The sequence below is a fragment of the Lacticaseibacillus sp. 22 genome (genome assembly GCF_055413445.1).
Map to the genome: position 1 here is coordinate 56,026 of NZ_JBVAYD010000002.1, position 15,487 is coordinate 71,512.

General features: G+C 46.8%; 17 protein-coding genes. 6 read left to right on the forward strand and 11 right to left on the reverse strand.

Annotated elements, in window-relative coordinates; translation table 11 throughout:
* Positions 1–13: 13 nt before the first annotated feature.
* The 5 genes from yajC to ruvA all read right to left on the reverse strand — a co-directional run bounded on the left by yajC (position 14) and on the right by ruvA (position 4,958).
* On the reverse strand, positions 14–418 hold the full coding sequence (gene yajC / locus ACWP87_RS01555; protein WP_029943890.1) for a preprotein translocase subunit YajC: 405 nt from the start codon (positions 416–418) through the stop codon (positions 14–16).
* Positions 419–511: 93 nt separating this feature from the next.
* A complete protein-coding gene (tgt, locus tag ACWP87_RS01560) occupies positions 512–1,654 on the reverse strand; it encodes a tRNA guanosine(34) transglycosylase Tgt (RefSeq protein ID WP_005685506.1) in 1,143 nt (380 codons plus the stop codon).
* Positions 1,655–2,144: 490 nt separating this feature from the next.
* Positions 2,145–3,230, reverse strand: a complete 1,086-nt coding sequence (queA, locus tag ACWP87_RS01565) for a tRNA preQ1(34) S-adenosylmethionine ribosyltransferase-isomerase QueA (RefSeq protein ID WP_005691975.1) — start codon at positions 3,228–3,230, stop codon at positions 2,145–2,147.
* 9 nt (positions 3,231–3,239) lie between these two features.
* Positions 3,240–4,286, reverse strand: coding sequence for a Holliday junction branch migration DNA helicase RuvB (gene ruvB / locus ACWP87_RS01570; protein WP_005685502.1), 1,047 nt, complete (start codon positions 4,284–4,286; stop codon positions 3,240–3,242).
* A 75-nt stretch (positions 4,287–4,361) separates the two neighbouring features.
* The gene (gene ruvA / locus ACWP87_RS01575; protein ID WP_005685501.1) at positions 4,362–4,958 is read right to left on the reverse strand and encodes a Holliday junction branch migration protein RuvA; all 597 of its coding nucleotides are present in this window, start codon (positions 4,956–4,958) and stop codon (positions 4,362–4,364) included.
* A gap of 91 nt (positions 4,959–5,049) precedes the next feature.
* Here ruvA and ACWP87_RS01580 point away from each other — a divergent pair, with 91 nt between their 5' ends.
* A complete protein-coding gene (locus tag ACWP87_RS01580; protein ID WP_005685499.1) occupies positions 5,050–5,646 on the forward strand; it encodes a TVP38/TMEM64 family protein in 597 nt (198 codons plus the stop codon).
* A gap of 85 nt (positions 5,647–5,731) precedes the next feature.
* Here ACWP87_RS01580 and ACWP87_RS01585 read toward each other — a convergent pair whose 3' ends face one another.
* On the reverse strand, positions 5,732–6,205 hold the full coding sequence (locus ACWP87_RS01585) for an S-ribosylhomocysteine lyase (RefSeq protein ID WP_005685498.1): 474 nt from the start codon (positions 6,203–6,205) through the stop codon (positions 5,732–5,734).
* Positions 6,206–6,340: 135 nt separating this feature from the next.
* On the reverse strand, positions 6,341–7,474 hold the full coding sequence (locus ACWP87_RS01590; protein ID WP_015764878.1) for a vitamin B12 independent methionine synthase: 1,134 nt from the start codon (positions 7,472–7,474) through the stop codon (positions 6,341–6,343).
* A gap of 886 nt (positions 7,475–8,360) precedes the next feature.
* Between ACWP87_RS01590 and ACWP87_RS01595 the strand changes: the two genes are divergently transcribed.
* Together ACWP87_RS01595 and ACWP87_RS01600 are read left to right on the forward strand one after the other, a co-directional pair.
* Complete coding sequence (locus tag ACWP87_RS01595; RefSeq protein WP_005705496.1) at positions 8,361–8,822, forward strand: DUF3290 family protein; 462 nt, start codon at positions 8,361–8,363, stop codon at positions 8,820–8,822.
* 10 nt (positions 8,823–8,832) lie between these two features.
* The gene (locus ACWP87_RS01600) at positions 8,833–9,480 is read left to right on the forward strand and encodes a DUF421 domain-containing protein (RefSeq protein ID WP_014569302.1); all 648 of its coding nucleotides are present in this window, start codon (positions 8,833–8,835) and stop codon (positions 9,478–9,480) included.
* Positions 9,481–9,489: 9 nt separating this feature from the next.
* Here ACWP87_RS01600 and ACWP87_RS01605 read toward each other — a convergent pair whose 3' ends face one another.
* A complete protein-coding gene (locus ACWP87_RS01605) occupies positions 9,490–10,335 on the reverse strand; it encodes an alpha/beta hydrolase (protein ID WP_014569301.1) in 846 nt (281 codons plus the stop codon).
* 5 nt (positions 10,336–10,340) lie between these two features.
* Positions 10,341–11,102 (reverse strand): hypothetical protein, encoded by a 762-nt coding sequence (locus ACWP87_RS01610; RefSeq protein WP_014569300.1) that lies wholly within the window; start codon positions 11,100–11,102, stop codon positions 10,341–10,343.
* Between the two features lie 334 nt (positions 11,103–11,436).
* Between ACWP87_RS01610 and ACWP87_RS01615 the strand changes: the two genes are divergently transcribed.
* Together ACWP87_RS01615 and nrdI are read left to right on the forward strand one after the other, a co-directional pair.
* Positions 11,437–12,261 (forward strand): aldo/keto reductase, encoded by an 825-nt coding sequence (locus tag ACWP87_RS01615; RefSeq protein ID WP_005691959.1) that lies wholly within the window; start codon positions 11,437–11,439, stop codon positions 12,259–12,261.
* Between the two features lie 174 nt (positions 12,262–12,435).
* Positions 12,436–12,906, forward strand: coding sequence for a class Ib ribonucleoside-diphosphate reductase assembly flavoprotein NrdI (gene nrdI, locus ACWP87_RS01620; RefSeq protein ID WP_005705470.1), 471 nt, complete (start codon positions 12,436–12,438; stop codon positions 12,904–12,906).
* Between the two features lie 15 nt (positions 12,907–12,921).
* On the opposite strand, the gene ACWP87_RS01625 is transcribed toward nrdI, so the two are convergent.
* Positions 12,922–13,854, reverse strand: coding sequence for an alpha/beta hydrolase (locus ACWP87_RS01625; RefSeq protein ID WP_005715191.1), 933 nt, complete (start codon positions 13,852–13,854; stop codon positions 12,922–12,924).
* 121 nt (positions 13,855–13,975) lie between these two features.
* Between ACWP87_RS01625 and ACWP87_RS01630 the strand changes: the two genes are divergently transcribed.
* Entirely contained in the window at positions 13,976–14,434 is a 459-nt protein-coding gene (locus ACWP87_RS01630) for a MarR family winged helix-turn-helix transcriptional regulator (RefSeq protein WP_005685488.1), read from the forward strand.
* 113 nt (positions 14,435–14,547) lie between these two features.
* On the opposite strand, the gene ACWP87_RS01635 is transcribed toward ACWP87_RS01630, so the two are convergent.
* Positions 14,548–15,204 (reverse strand): HAD hydrolase-like protein, encoded by a 657-nt coding sequence (locus ACWP87_RS01635; RefSeq protein ID WP_014569298.1) that lies wholly within the window; start codon positions 15,202–15,204, stop codon positions 14,548–14,550.
* Positions 15,205–15,487 lie beyond the last annotated feature (283 nt).

A 15,487-nucleotide genomic window follows, 5' to 3' on the forward strand; every position in this document is an offset into this window, starting at 1 on the left:
TTAACCTTTAACCTTAAGCCTGCTTGTCATCGTCTGCTTTGGCATCGCTGTCAGCAGCAGCCGGTTGATCATCGGACTTGGCCGCAGTATCAGATGCTTCCTTAGCCACACGCTGTTCATCTGTGTTGGAGGCTTCGGCTTTTGCTGCTGGAGCCGGGGTTGGGGTTGCCGGACGTGAAGCAACGCCGCGAACCGCATTTAGATTGAATGTCAGATAAATACCGTCTGAGTCAATCACAACGGTCCCTGCTTGCTGATCAATTGAATCAATCACACCATGCAGGCCGCCAATTGTAACGATCGGATCACCTTTTTTTAACTGACTTAGCATTTCCTGACGCTTTTGTTGCTGCTTTTTTTGTGGGCGAATCATGCCAAAGTACATGAACGCTACAAAGATCACCAGCAGAACGATCATTGAAACATTACCATTTCCCAATTTAGGCACCTCTTGTTTTTTTAGTTTGTCATTCAACAGTGTAACAGAATTTCGGACCATGCTCCAAACAATCTAGAAATTCTTCGCCTTTTCCTTGTTATAACCATAAGCTTCGAAAAAATCTTCGCGGAAGGCAAGCAGATCATCGTTGGCAATGGCTTCACGTACTTGCTGCATGAGGTGTAAAAGGAAATAAAGATTGTGGTAGGTTGTTAGCCGAATACCGAATGCCTCGCCAACATGGATCAAGTGACGAATGTAGGCGCGACTGTAATTGCGGCAAGCATAGCAATCGCAATTAGGATCAAGCGGGCCAAAGTCGTGGGCATACTTGGCATTCTTGATGACAAGACGCCCGCGACTGGTCATACACGTCCCATTTCGTGCGATTCGGGTTGGCAAGACGCAATCAAACATATCAATCCCGCGCAATGCCCCGTCAATCAGCGCATCAGCAGAACCAACACCCATTAAATACCGCGGTTTATCCTCTGGCAGCAAAGGTGTGGTGAAGTCCAAAACATGGTTCATTTCATCTTTGGACTCACCAACTGACAGGCCGCCAATTGAATATCCCGGAAAATCCATGCTTACCAAGTCTTTGGCACTTTGTTCACGAAGATCTTTGAAGCCGGCTCCTTGAACAATACCAAACAGCGCTTGCCAATCCGGATTTTTATGCGCTTTTAACCCCCGCTCAGCCCAGCGACTGGTTCGCGCAACACTTTTTTTGACATAATCATAACTCTCAAAAAACGGCGGACACTCATCCAAACTCATCATAATATCCGGCCCTAACGCGTTTTCGATCGCAATCGCCTTTTCTGGTGATAGGAACATTTTCGCGCCATTCAGATGATTCTTGAAGGTGACCCCGTCTTCCGTAATATGCCGGGTATCTGCTAGCGAAAAGACCTGAAACCCGCCTGAGTCCGTCAAAATTCCCTTGTGCCAATTCATGAAACGGTGCAATCCACCGGCTTCTTCAATTAAATCCGGACCGGGACGCAACCACAAATGATAGGTGTTGGCTAAAATAACCGTTGCTCCCATTGTGTCCAATTCCTCTGGCGCCATTGTTTTGACACTGGCTTGGGTTCCCACCGGCATAAACATCGGCGTTGGAAAAGTTCCATGCGGTGTGATCAATTCACCTAACCGGGCACCACTATGCTTATCTTGATGAATGAGACGATATTTAACTGCTGGTTCCATACAGACTCCTTATTCACAGCAATGCCCTCGCAGCACCGCTTATCCATTTTCTCGTTATGCCAGTTTAACAGAGTTACTTGTGATTTAAAAGTAAGTGACTCGCCCAAACGCTGCAGGACCGTTCACAAATGAAACCTGTCCAGCAGATGATCAACAACTTTCTTATAAAGCGCTGGCCCACGATCACCGAGCTTTATCCTTTTTTCTACTGGTTTTTCCTGTTAAAATAAAGCTAAGGACGGGATCACCGTTACCGTAGTTTTCGCACTTCCCGGGTTTTGACCTGGCCATTGTGATCGTCTATGAATACGTTGTTCCACGCAGCGATGCGTTAAAAGAAAAATCGAGACATGTCTGTTGGTATGTGTTGATGTGATCCCGTCCGTTATAAAAACCGGTTTGCAAACGCGCAAACCGGTTTTTATATACCTTCAGAGACGATCAATGGCGTAAACTACCCGCAGACAGTAGCGGGTCACATGATCGATCATCAATAAATGAACATCGCGTCGCCAAAGCTAAAGAATCGGTACTTTTCTTCAATGGCGTGTTTGTAGGCGTTCAAGATCGTATCCCGGCCTGTGAACGCAGCCACCAACATCACCAAGGTTGACTTTGGCAAATGGAAGTTGGTGATAAAGGCATCCACGACCTTCCACTGATACCCAGGCTTAATGAAAATATCTGTCCAACCAGAATCCGCCTTGATAGCACCATCAAATTTAGTGCCAATCGCCTCAAGCGTTCGAATTGAGGTTGTCCCAGTAGCAATGATGCGCCCACCGTTATCGCGTACCTCATTCAAAGTTGCAGCTGCTTCCGGTGTTAGACGATAAAACTCGCTGTGCATCTTATGCGCTTCAATATTTTCTTCTACCACCGGCCGAAATGTTCCGAGACCGACATGCAGCGTCAGATAAACCAGCTTAACGCCCTTATCCTGCACCTTTTGCAATAACTCTTTCGTCCAATGCAATCCGGCAGTTGGCGCTGCTGCTGATCCTAGCTCTTTGGAATAAACGGTTTGATACATTTCCGGATCTTCAAGTTTTTCTTTGATGTAAGGCGGCAGCGGCGTTTCACCGAGCTTATCCAGAATTTCCATGAAGATGCCATCATAGTCAAAATGGATCATCCGTCCGCCATGTTCCAGCTCTTTGGTGACCGTCGCCTTTAACAACCCGTCACCAAAATCAATCACTGTCCCGACTGGTGCCTTGCGCGCTGGCTTCATCAAAGTTTCCCAGTCGTCGCCGGAAGTGTTATTAAGTAATAGCACTTCCATGTGGGCACCGGTTTCCGGTTTGACACCATAAAGTCGTGCCGGCATAACCCGTGTGTCGTTCATGACCAACGCATCGCCTGGTTTAAAATAATCCAGAATGTCATAAAAATGCTTATCCTGCATCGCGCCAGTATCAGCATTTAAAACCAACAGACGGCTGGCATCGCGTTCTTTCAGCGGTGTTTGGGCGATCAATTCATGCGGTAAGTCATAATCAAAATCCGAAAGTTGATAATCTTTATTTTCTACGCGCCGATAACGTTTTTTGTCTTGCAACTTGTTCGCTTCCATTCATTTCATTTAGTTGTTTTTTGATGGCGACTGCTCGTCTGAGGATTGCGGCATCGTCATTCCCATATGGGCAAAGCCAGCGGGCGTCACCATGCGTCCACGAGGAGTTCGTTTCAAGAACCCGATTTGCAACAGGTAGGGTTCATACATCTCTTCAATCGTAGCCATTTCTTCACCGATATTGGCAGCAATCGTTGATAACCCAACCGGTCCGCCTTGGTAGTCACGAATCATGAAGGTTAATAACTTGCGATCAATCTGATCAAGTCCTTGGGCATCCACCTGCAACTGATCAAGCGCATGATCGACCATTGCCAAGTCAACCGGGCTCTTGCCGGCAACTTCAGCAAAATCCCGAATACGCTTCAACAAGCGATTGGCAACCCGCGGCGTTCCCCGCGACCGCCGCGCAATCTCGTAGGCACCTTCTGCATCAATCGCCATATTGAAGACATTTGCTGAGCGTTTAACAATCTCACTTAAGTCATCAGGCGAATAATACGCCATATGTTCACTAATGCCAAATCGATCGCGCAATGGTGCCGACAACATACCAGCTCGCGTTGTGGCCCCAATCAAGGTAAATGGCGGCAAGGGGAAATGAACCGGATGGGCAGTCGGACCCTGGCCAACGACAATATCAATATAAAAGTCTTCCATGGCCGAGTACAACATTTCTTCAACAATTTTTGGTAATCGGTGAATTTCATCGACAAACAACACATCTCCGGGGCGCAACTCATTCAGCAACGCGACCAAATCACCTGGCTTTTCAATGGCCGGTCCAGAAGTGGTACGGATATTCACGCCCATTTCGTTGGCAATCACCAGTGCCAGCGTGGTTTTGCCTAATCCCGGCGGCCCATATAACAAAACGTGATCCAAGGATTCTTCACGTTGCTTGGCCGCAGTAATATAAACGGTCAGCTGATGTTTAACCCGATCCTGACCAATATATTGAGCAAGCCGCCGTGGACGTAAGCTTTTCTCAATTTGTGCTTCATTCAGATCATCAATGTCGCCTGAAACTAACCGATCCTTGTTTGCGTCTGGCAAAAACTCACGCCCCTTCTATATTGTCTGAAAAAGTCTTACCGTTGTCGATGTCCTGCTGCTCCAGTATAATCAACGTTATGCTCGTCCGCTCAACAAGCGTAAACCTTCACGCAGATAAGCATCGGTCGTCGTGGCGTCAAAGGCTTTCAAAGCATCGGTAATGCCATCAACCGCGCGTTGGGTGTATCCTAAGGCAACCAGTGCAGCCAAGGCATCTGCCAGCTCCGGCGCTACTTGATCGGCGGTCGGCATGATCGTTGCGGCAGCCGGTTGAGCATCGGTCGTAATTTTGCCTTTTAGATCCAGGATAATCTGAGCGGCCGTCTTCTTACCGATGCCCGGAAACTTGGTCAAAAATTTAACATCATCCTGGGCAATGGCAGTTGCTAGGCCACCACTTGAAACATTTGCCAAAATTGCCAACGCTGATTTCGGACCAATGCCGGTGACGGATAACAACTGGTTAAAAGTTCGTTTATCCGCTGCTGTTTCAAATCCGTAAAGTGTTTGATCATTTTCGCGGATGATGAGTTGCACATAAATCCGGGTCTGCTTTCCCGCTTCGAAATCGTATGGATTGGCTACCAGCAGGCGAAATCCGATGCCATTGACATCAATGACAATGTACGCCGGCGTTACGGCCTGAATTGTGCCTTCAAAGTATTCGTACATAAGCTCTCCATTCAGTACATATGTTTGGTACGCTTGACTCATTGTAGCATAGAACTTTTCTTGATGATAAATCGTTCTGAGGCTTAACGTTATGACTCCAAAAAATGTCCGCCATTTGATCAATCTTGCCACCCTGATCGTTGTGATCGCTTTAGTCGTCGTCACTATTTATTGGTACGATCTAGGGATTCTTTCTGATGTCAAGGTTTTACAAAGTTACATTGCCCGACTCGGCTTAACCGGAGCTTTATTTTTCGTTGTCATCCAAGTCATCCAGGTCGTGATTCCCATCATTCCAGGCGGCATCAGTACCGCTGCGGGTGTGATTCTTTTTGGCCCGTGGTTTGGTTTTCTCTACAACTACATCGGCATCGCGATCGGATCTTTTATTAACTTTTTTCTTGCCCGCCGTTTTGGCAAGCCCCTGCTGACGTATTTAATTTCGGAAAAAACTTATGAAAAATACATCGGCTACACTAAGAATCAGACCCGCTTTGATCACCTGTTTACCCTTGCTATTGTGTTGCCGGTTGCCCCAGATGATGTGCTATGTTTGCTCGCCGGTCTCACCAAAATGACCTTTACCAGGTTCTTCTGGATTATTATACTCGGCAAACCCATTACCATCTTCGCCTATAGCATGAGTTTGCTATATGGTGGCCGGTGGTTGATTGATCTATTCAGTTAAACATGGTGACATGAAAATGGCGCTGCCAGGTTCGCTATTCGAACTTGTGCAGTGCCATTTTTGGTTCTAATCAATGCTCGTCAGATTAGACAACCTGCCGGGTAAATGGATCGTTAGAAATGCCGCGACTCAAAATCAACTTTGCCCACTCTTTAGCAGAAAACAGGCTGTGATCTTTGTAGTTGCCACAACTCTTAATGTCAACACCGGGTACATCATCCCAGGTAATATCGTTAGCAATCGCTTCAAGGCTGGACTTCAGCGCTTTGGCGACTTCCGTGGTGCTGTGTGTTCCCCAGGTAATCAAGTGAAAGCCGGTGCGGCAGCCAAACGGTGAACAATCAATCACGCCATCCATGCGATCGCGCAATAATGATGCCAACAAGTGTTCAATTGTATGCAACCCGGCAGTATCAATCGCAGCGGTGTTTGGCTGAACCAAGCGTAAATCATAATTAGAAATTTCATCGCCATTCGGGCCTTTTTCGGTGGTAATTAACCGGACATAAGGCGCCTTAACTGCAGTGTGATCTAACGTAAAGCTTTCAACTTTTGCCATAAATTAAGGATCTCCTTCTCAATAGCTTACCTATTCATCATATAACACAATCCCACCGGTGTGAAAAAAATCTGAGAATGACATGACATCATGCCAAATAGGGTCAAAAAATTTTGAGTCTAGCCGGCTTATCTGTTAAGCATCTTCCCAAACCCGATGCGCAATACGCTGAACCAAGGCCAACTTCGCCCATTGATCATCTTCGGTCAGCTTGTTGCCTTCTTCGGTTGACGCAAAACCACATTGCGTGGACAAAGCCAAGTTGCTCAGTGGCACATAAGCAGTCGCAGCATGGATACGTTCAATCACTTTTTCCTCGTCTTCTAACTCCGGAAACTTCGACGTAATCAACCCTAACACAATCCGCTTATTGGTATCGCCTTGCCACAGCTGCGGTAATGGCTCAAACGAACCGGCACGCTGACTGTCATACTCAAGGAATAATCCGTCATAAGGCAAGTCGCCAATTTCATCAGCAACATACTGATAGCCGCCCGAGAATAAGAAAGTCGACTGGAAATTTCCGCGGCAAATGTGCGAAGTTACGGTCAAATCTTCAGGTAATCGAATTAACACTGCTTTAATGACCTGATGCGCCAGCTTGGCAAAGTCGACAAAATGCTGGTGTCGTTTCGGGTCGTTCTCTGTATCTTTTAGGTTTTGAATCAGATAAGCCCAATTCGTATCATCAATCTGCAAGTAACGGACACCCAAAATATAAAAGTGTTCAATAGTTGCCACGTATGCTTGCACCACATCAGCTAAATAATCATCAAAAGAAGCATAGTACTTCGACCAGTTATCGCTGCGATGATCCCTAAACAACAGCGCTGGACTAGGAATTGTTTGCTTTGGCAAGACCCCGGCTGGCACAATACTCTTGAGATATTTAAAGGCGGCAAAGAAAGGATGATCGGGATTAAAGCTGACCTTACCAGCAAGATGAACATTGGCAGCAGGATTAATCCCGCCTTTAAAGTCCCGTTCATACTTCCATGCATCATCCTTTTCAAAGCCATTCAGCCCCCAGAAAAAGTCTAGGTGCCAGTAACGCCGCGAGAATTCACCATCAGTAACGGCATTAAACCCGAGTTCGACTTGTTTTTTAACAATATGTTTGATGGCTTCATGCTGAATCGCCAGCTCCTGATCCTGCTGAATCTCACCGATCCCAAGCTGCTGATGAGCAACCTTCAACCGCTCCGGACGCAGCAAACTACCAACTAAATCAGCACGAAAAGGGGCTTTGGTTTGAACTTCTTCTGTCATGTGAAACCCTCCTAAAAGAAAGTGAGCGTGAACAGGGCCGCTTAGAAACCGGAGTGTAAGTGGCCTTGGGCGTGATGGCCCGGTTTTGGCCATTGCGACCAAGGTCCTTACACGCAGGTTTCTGGCCCTGTGAGCGCGTTATGGAAAGTGAGCGCGAGCCAGCCCGGTTAGAAACCGGAGTGTAAGTGGCCTTGGGCGTGATGGCCCGGTTTTGGCCATTGCGACCAAGGTCCTTACACGCAGATCCCTGCGCTGGGGAGCGCGTTATAGAAAGTGAGCGTGAACAGGGCCGCCTAGAAACCGGAGTGTAGGTCAGATCTCTATCCCTATAAACGCGTCATGGCAAACGCACTACAGTCTTGAATAACCATCACATTCAAAAATGGATGCCTACGCAAAATCAACTACAAATTAATATTCCACCACTGAAAACACGCAGCAATGGAACAACCAACTAGTCGGTACCTTTATGCAACACACTCGACTGATGCGGTAAGTCATAGCCGTCACGGGACGAAAAAAGCCCCTTGATCGAATCCGATCAAGGGGCGACGGTGCGCGTTACCACCCTTATTCGTGTTAATTTAACATTAACACCTCAACAGTACCAAAACTGATACCTGGCATCATAACGGGTGCACCCGTTTCAATGGCGTGAACCACTGAAAAGCTATTTGGAGCTCATCTTCACCGATTAGCCGATCACCTGCTTACACTGTCCAGGCTCGCTGTCGATCTGCGCTTCGGTTACTCTTCTCCGCAAAGCAATGTGTTTGTCATAAATTGAATTCATCATAACACCGCGATAAGCCATGTCAAGAACAACTTCACCCTCGCTATTATTCTTGTTATGATTTGATCAGACCATGATTTATGGAGGTGCACTATGGGAACTACCTTTTTTGCTTATTCCGTGCTAACCCAGCAGAACAGTTGGCAAAGCACCTTACGATATACCATTATTTTAATCGGTGCCTTGCTTATTATTGCCTATCTTCTGTATTTCTTACGCCACAAACGCAGTAACAAATACCGCGATCTTTTGGTGCTAGTTGCTTTAGTTGAACTCCTGACCATCGGCATCCAAGTTCGCGATCTTCAGGCTAGTCGAACGGCCAACGCTGATTCCCAAGCCGTTGCCACCCTGTTACGCAGCGTGGCAACCCAAAAGCATGTCGCCACCCGTCAGCTTTATGCCAACAGCAATACTGTTCACACCGGCATGCTGATCACCATCGGCCGCTCCACAAAAGAAATGTACACCGTCACAATTAATGCCGATAATAACAGTTACCAGTTATCTAAAACGACCTTGATTGTGCCAAAAGCTCAGTTCATCACTAAATAAGGAGATTCATATGCGACTTTTTCAGGATCCATACTTTGTGACGGCAATGAAGCTGCTTTTGGGCTTCATTGTCTTCATCGCGCAAATCAAGCTCACCGGTAAAGGTAATCTTGCACCGGCAACCATTGTCGATCAAATGCAGAATTACGTTCTTGGCGGCATCATCGGCGGCGTTATTTATAATACCGATATCGGTCTGTTGCAGTTTGTCAACGTGCTGCTGATCTGGACGTTAATCGTTTTCAGCACTAAATACCTGACGAACCACAATCGTTGGCTCAAACGGGTGATTGATGGCGAACCGTTATTAGTCGTTCAACATGGTCAAATCAAAGTGGATACCGCCACACGGGTAGGCTTATCTGCTAACGACCTTGCTTATAAACTACGAGCTGCCGGCGTCAATGATTTACGCGATGTTCGCCAGGCTTATCTTGAACAAAATGGCCAGTTAAATGTCATTTTAAAAGGCGACGAAACCATCAAATATCCACTCATTTTAGATGGGCAAATTGACCCGGCCGCACTTGACGCCATTGACCATGATGAGAAATGGCTTAAGGCTCGCTTGGCAGAGCAAGGATACGAACCCGGTGATGTCTATATGGCCAGTTTTCTCGGTGGACGCGTTGTTGTGTCACCATACGATCGCACCTAACCGTGAGTCTCACCAGAGAAAAGCATCTACCGCTTGGGCGACCTTAGGATTTTCATGTAACGCGCTGTGTTGGGCATCGCGACCGAAGTATTCTCTTTCCCGGTAACCGGCTGCGCGTGGGCTAACCAGATATCGTAACGATCGCGATGAGTTGTTGCTAACCCGCCCATCCGAATCGGAACCATCGCGAAGATCACCGTAGATATTCAGCACCTTAACCCCTTTTGGAAAACGATCGCGCATCCGAGCCAACTCAGCATAATTTTCGTCTAACGGGGATGGATAGCCGTTAGCAGCTAACTTGATTTGATGTGGTTGATCGCCCATACCAATGATACCGTCAAAATGCCCGGCAATGGCAACATAGGCGTTTATTTTAGGTAGTTTTTGCTGGTCTTGATTGCGAATTGCATAAAACATCACCGCCATATTTCCCATTGAGTGGGCGACAAAGTTAACGTTGCGCACACCATAACGTTGGTAAAGCTGACGATTAACCGTCGCTAGCCAATCAGCCCATTTCACGGCATCCGGATTGCGATTGTCTTCAAAGACCACTTGCACAATTGGCTTACGAACATGGTGAGGCGATCCAAGCCAACTGACTTTCCCGTTTTTACTCACCGTTGCAGTAAGGACTTTGGTTGCTCCCGCCTGTTTAGCGTGACGGATTAACGTGTTGGTCGACCCGGCACCACCGGAATAGCCATGCAAATAAAGCGTTGCGGTTTTGCCAATCGACGCCTGCTCCTGATCGGATGTGTTGACGGACTGGTTGTGGAACCAATACCAACCTGCACTGACAACCAGAACTATGCCAAGTAAGCCCAACCAAATCCAGTTGTTTCGTTTCATGGAACCTACCTTTCTGCTGCCGGGTTCGCCGAATCATCTGCAAGCAAGGCAGGACGTGGTAAGAAATGGCTAATTGCCGCAATGATTAAACCAACGACAATGGTCCAACCTGCCACTCGCTGCCATAGCGGTGAGTATGCACGAATTAAATCACTCGCCAATTGCGTATTTAACGGTGCCCGCGTACTAATCATGCCTAACAATGGACTCGCAGTTACAAGAATCGCTATGAAACCACCAAAATACCCCATTGCGTAAGTCGACCGCCCAACAACGGCCATAAACCGCCGCCATGAGTGTGCTGTTTTTAACATAATGAGCAGAACAATCACCAGCAAAATTGCGGCTACAATCACCGCTGTCTGGGTCATAAGGACCAACAACGGATAAATAAGCCCCCAGCCTTGCTCCATGATTGACTCATTGATTTCATATTCAAGTTTGGCATTGAGACTCGCCAACACTTTTTGATCGTCAAAATTTTGACCTTGATTTTTCGCCGCTGTCTGAAGCCGACTCGTCAGACTTTCTTTAATGGTTGCCAGTGAAATATGCGTTTGGTTAGCTGCACTGGCCGTGATCATTTTTACGGCAAGCCGCTGAGTGTCATCAAGTGTGACCAGTTTAGTGTCACTATTCAAAGCAGCGCCATTTTGGTTCGCCGTTGTCACCAGATCATGGTTTAAAGTATCCGTGAGTTGTTGCAGACCTTGGCTTTTAACAACGATTTGCTCTGTTCGTGCGGGTGTCCCAATGGTCAACATCATACCGGTACTAAAGGCTTCAACAAAAAGAAGTACCCAAAAGATCAGCGTAAATAATGCAAACCAACTACGGGAGACGCCTCGCCATTGTTGTGTTCTCGTGTGGATCCCCTCCCTCGCATCTGGCCCTATTATACACGAAGCGTCATCATGACTTGTACGCTTCCTGACATTTGGACTACACTTAATGGTGATGCATGTCGGTCATCATTAAGCCATCATCCTAAATTGCTTTTCGCCGTATGATTGCTGGTGTTGGCGCTGGTTGGCAACCTCACTTTCACATGTACTCATTCGGTGTTGCATCGGGTCACAACTTCACAAGGAGGTTTCTCAAATGCACTATACATTAAACGACGGCAATGTTTTACCAGCCATTGGTTTTGGCACATATAAATTAACCGGGACTAACGGGGTTCGAGCCATGGTTGGGGCCCTTAATCTGGGTTACCGCTTGTTGGATTCAGCCTTTAATTATGAAAATGAAGGTGCTGTGGGCGAAGCAGTGCGTCAAAGTGGGATCCCACGTAGTCAGCTTATTGTTGCGTCTAAACTTCCGGGACGCCACCACCGTTATCAAGAGGCGATTGATACCATCGAAGAAAGCCTATATCGAGCCGGTTTAGATTACTACGACCTTTATTTGATTCACTGGCCGAATCCGAAAGAGGATCTTTATCTAGAAGCATGGCAAGCGCTGATTCAGGCACAACGCTTCGGACTGATCCGGTCTATTGGCGTTTCAAATTTTCTGCCTGAGCATATTGACCGGCTCATCAAGGAAACCGGGGTCACGCCAGCAGTCAACCAGATTGAATTGCATCCCTATTTCAATCAGCAAGAACAACGCGCGTATGATGACGCGCACAATATTCAAACGGTCGCATGGAGTCCTTTAGGGCGGGGAGCGGTTTTGCAAGAACCAGCGATTAAACAGATCGCCGCAACCCATGGCAAGAATGTTGGTCAGGTTATTTTGCGTTGGGATCTTCAACACCACATTCTCCCGATTCCAAAGTCTGCCCACCTTTCCCGCCAGCGCACGAATCTCGATGTTTTTGATTTCAGCCTGACTAAAGAAGAAATGGCTGCGATTGACGCATTAACTAAATCAGATGGACGCTTAAACAATCAGGATCCAGCGGTCTATCAAGAATTCTAATGTTGCAAACCAGCTCATTTTGGCAACAAGTATCGATTGCATCAGATCCATTTCATTAAAAAGAGTCGCGGCGCTATCAGTGACAGCACCGCGACTTCTTTTTCTAACCGGCTCACCTTGACGATCAGCCGCATCATTGTTATTTTCAAAACTCTAATGAAAGAGGCAGGCCACATGACTGAACCTATTCGCATCTTATTTATTTCAATTTCAGGTAACACGCGCGCATTTGCTAAACGTCTAGCCGAATATGCACAAACCCAACATGATCAGAATCCGGAAAATCCAGCGATTGTTCTAAAAGAAATTTCCGAGGCGACGCAAAGTGACGGCGAAACGAAACCGTTCTTTGTGATGGTACCCACCTATCTCGATGGTGGTAACGGCATTGATAACGGCGTCAAGGAACTGATGACCAATGCCATGGGTGACTATCTGGCAGAAGGCGACAATGCCAAGCTTTGTCTAGGCATCATCGGTTCTGGCAACCGCAATTTCAATGAACAATATTGTTTGACCGCCAAACGCTACGCCAAGGAATTCGACGCGCCTTTTTTGGCCGATTACGAGTTGCGCGGAACACCAAGCGATGCCAAAAAAATTTACACCGTCTTAACCCGTGTTGCTCATACTGCCACCCATTAAGCAGACATACAACGGTTACCAATTAGCGTTGAACCAGCCAACCACGCGCTTGGTATAAGCCTTCTGATGGTCCGGAAAACTACGGGCATGTGCCGCGCCTTTGACGACCCACAAAGCCTTTTTCGATTTTGTGGCCGCACGATAGTTTTGATAAACCATCTTGGTCGGGACAAAGGTGTCTTTACTGCCATGAATGAATAAAATCGGTCGGGTGTTTTTGTGCAAAGCGTCAATGGCACTGGCATCAAAAACATTGTAGCCGGCTTTGAGCGTCGCAGTTAGCGCAACTGCCGGTACCAACGGCCACTTCGGGATATTAAACATTGACTTGGCTTGATAAGCAAGCTCGTCAATGATGCTGGTATAGCCACAATCTTCAACGATACTTTTCACTTGCGGCGGCAACTTCTCGCCACTAAGATACATCACGGTTGCCCCGCCCATCGAGACCCCGTACAAGGCAATCTGACTCTGTTTGCCTTGTTTTTTTATAATCTGGTTAATCCATTTGAGATAGTCCAGTCGATCCGGCCACCCGTAACCGATATAGTTTCCTTCCGACTGGCCTTGGCCGCGATCATCAGGAGCCAAGACGTTAAATCCGGCATCGTGAAACATCTTGATTTGCGGGGCCATGTATTCTTTGTTAGTCATATAACCATGCGCGACCACGATCGTTTTATTGGTCGGTTTGGCTGCGGGTACATAATCCGCGACTAATTTGAGCTTGTCGCCGGCTGCCTGTTCAGTCCAGGTTTCCTTATGTACAGATTTAAGCCATACTTTACTATCCGTAATAATACGGCTTTCCTTCCCACTCAAGAAAGATTTCTTGGATGGAACAAAGGCATACTGATAAAAATATAAGCTGGCACCCACCAGCCCGGCCACCATCACCCCAATGACCGACAGAATACCGATCAGCCAAGCTTTTTTATGTTTTCGCACGTTATTAACCTCCATAAGTGGTTCAAGACCTTTACATAACTGAAAAGTGTACCGCAACTTTTCAGAATTTCAAGTTACATGTGACCCGTGATTTGTTAAACTAATATTCGGAGGAAGAAATATGACTGATAAACCCTTACTAGAGGCATATGTGGATGCCTATTTTTCAACGTTCAAGAATATCAATGAACTGATCTCGGAACCAATGGCGGCGTATCATTTAAGTTTTGAGCAATATCGGATTTTATCGGACATTGCCAATGATCCGGAAATCAGTTTAACTGCAATTGTGAATAAGCGTGGCGTAACCAAGCCCGCGGTAGCCCGTCAACTGCGAGTTTTACGCAACTTGAATTACGTCACCCAGTCAAAGTTTGAAGCTGACCGGCGCCGCAATATGCTACAGTTAACGCCGCTTGGCAAACAGGTCGAAGCGGCCATTACGAAAAATGCCAATGAGCAGTTCAACGAATGGGTCGCAGCATTAGGCGAACGCAAAGCAAAACAGTTCGTGAAGTTATTGAATGAAATTGGTTCCAAGGTCATTCGGCCACAGCAAGCCGCTAAAAAGAATCGCTAATGACTGAATAAAGGCGAATGCATTCTCCGCACATATGGAAAATGCATTCGCCTTTTGTCTCCCTATCGTGATGCCATCAGGGATTTAATAGCTTCAAACTTATCTAACGCTTATTATTTAGCCAATTTTGCCAAGCCTGAAGGAATTGCTTCCGGTTTATCGACAAGCACCTTAGCTCCTGCGTCTTCTAGCTCTTTGGCTGATCCAAAGCCATAAGTCACACCGAGTAACTGAACGTGATTGTCCAAGCCGCCAATCATGTCATTCGCGCGATCCCCGACCATGACACTTTTAGCAGGATCTTCATTGGTTTCTTTTAAGGCATAGGCCAAAACATCCGTCTTCGTGACGCGCGTCTGCTCATCGTCACTTGCCCCATAAGCAGCGTTAAAGTAACGATCCAAGGCAAAGTGTTTAACAAGGCGATGCAGCATCATCTCGGGTTTAGCCGAAGCAATATAAAGATGGTGTCCTTGTTCCTTCAATGCCGTCATCGTATCTAGAAAGCCAGGATAAAGTTTAGCTTGATATAAGCCTTCCTCTTGATAATAGTGATGAAAGGCATCAATTGCCCGCTTAACTTCAATATCATCCAATTCCGGCCAGACTTCAGGAAGCTTTTGCACCAACGCCGGGCCAATAAATTGAACATAGGCTGAATTATCCAACGGACGCAATCCGCGATCCTGAACCATGTACTTTAATGCTGCAACGATTCCTGCTTCTGAATCTGCTACCGTGCCATCAAAATCAAAAAATAATGTTGCCATTGAGATCCTCCTTATTTGACATGAATGAAAGGCTGTAAAAAAAAGCCATTAAGTGTCGTCTATTAGTAACGCCGACAACAGGTATGAGCGCTTAGACGCTGATTTCTATGTGTTTCTGTTCACGCTCTCTCCTTAAACGCGCTCACAGTCGCAGAAATCTCCATGTAAGGACCCTGGATCAAAATGGCCAAAAACCGGCCATTTCGGTCCAGGGCCACTTACATTCCGATTTCTATGCGCTCCTGTTCACGCTCTCTCCTTAAACGCGCTCACAGTCGCAGAA